General features: G+C 52.2%; 1 protein-coding gene and 2 tRNA genes. 2 read left to right on the forward strand and 1 reads right to left on the reverse strand.

Features of this window, described 5'->3' with window-relative positions:
• Positions 1-221 precede the first annotated feature (221 nt).
• Complete coding sequence (locus HMPREF3167_RS06450) at positions 222-581, forward strand: hypothetical protein (protein ID WP_068539229.1); 360 nt, start codon at positions 222-224, stop codon at positions 579-581.
• A 304-nt stretch (positions 582-885) separates the two neighbouring features.
• Here HMPREF3167_RS06450 and HMPREF3167_RS06455 read toward each other — a convergent pair.
• A tRNA-Gly gene (locus HMPREF3167_RS06455) sits at positions 886-959 on the reverse strand.
• Positions 960-1,097: 138 nt separating this feature from the next.
• On the opposite strand from HMPREF3167_RS06455, the gene HMPREF3167_RS06460 reads away from it, so the two are divergent.
• Positions 1,098-1,171: transfer RNA gene (locus HMPREF3167_RS06460), tRNA-Pro, on the forward strand.
• Positions 1,172-1,244 lie beyond the last annotated feature (73 nt).

The following is a 1,244-nucleotide window of genomic DNA, read 5'->3' on the forward strand; positions in this document are numbered from 1 at the left end:
CCGAGTGGGCCTAATTCTTAGGCCACTCCAGATCCTCCACCAGACGAACAATCTGCTCTTTCGCTTCCTAATCAAATCCCTTCGACATAATCCAGATTCTCCCATCCACTCAAACAGAAGAAAACCTGGGACACTTCACCACACCCCGTTTAAAGCGAACGACACGAAACCGCACCATACATTTAGCACCAGACACCTACAGCTTGTGTCACACTGAATATATGAACGACAACACAGCAGAATCGAACTACACGCCAGAGCAGCAGGCGAGCCTTGCACGGCTCAACGTAGCCCAAGACAATCTGATGAAATCCCGCGCCTCCTATGAGAAAGCATGCGAAGGGCTCCAATCCATCAAAGCGTTCAACGAAACCATGAAACCGCTCATGGACTACTACGACAACGGATGGCTAGCCGACGTCAACACCACCTCGTCGATCTACGAACGACCAGAAGCCGCAGGCGAAGATGAAATCTGGAACATGCACGGTGGCCAATACGAACTTATGCGCGAACTACTTGCAATCTCCTCGCAATTCTTCGTACACGTCCCAGGCGAAGATAACGAGTCTGATCACTGACTAGCCACCACGCCGACCACATGTCAGCCGCCTATAGCAATGCCCAACAAGAGCGATGGCGGAGTCACCACCAAGTTGAAGTGCCCCAGATTTTCTTCCGTTTGAGTAGGTGGGAAAACCTGGGGCACTTCAGCGAACGTCACCTGCCATCCGTTAGCGAGTTAAACCTCGAAACCCTACTCGAACAGGGAAAACACGATACTAGGTAACGCAAAACCCAAACCCGCTAGCGCAAGCGATTTTTCACACCCCCTAAGCGATACTCGCTAACGTAAAAGGGTACTTATCAAATCCGACGTCTAAGTGGAGCGAGTGACGGGAATCGAACCCGCGTCATCTGCTTGGAAGGCAGAGGCTTTACCATTAAGCTACACTCGCGTATCACCATAAGTGACCCGTTGATCTTAGCAAGCCCGCCAAGTTTCTCAAAAGCTTCACCCCGTGAGATGATGCTCATCGGGGCTGATTCGTCTAACACGGCCAGCTCCTTTAAGATTGACGAAGGCCATTCGGCTACGGGCTATAGCGCAGGTTGGTAGCGCGTCCGCTTTGGGAGCGGAAGGTCGTGGGTTCAAATCCCGCTAGCCCGACTACCAGAAAACCGTGGCACATCAACGAAAAGTGAGCGTCGGCTGGGGTGTCATGATTCCGGTGGACGGTGAA

The organism is Trueperella sp. HMSC08B05 (genome assembly GCF_001808405.1).
GTDB lineage: Bacteria > Actinomycetota > Actinomycetes > Actinomycetales > Actinomycetaceae > Trueperella > Trueperella bernardiae.

Coding starts and splice junctions, on each gene's coding strand:
- HMPREF3167_RS06450 (WP_068539229.1), top strand. CDS start 222: ATGAACGACAACACAGCAGAATCGAACTACACGCCAGAGCAGCAGGCG.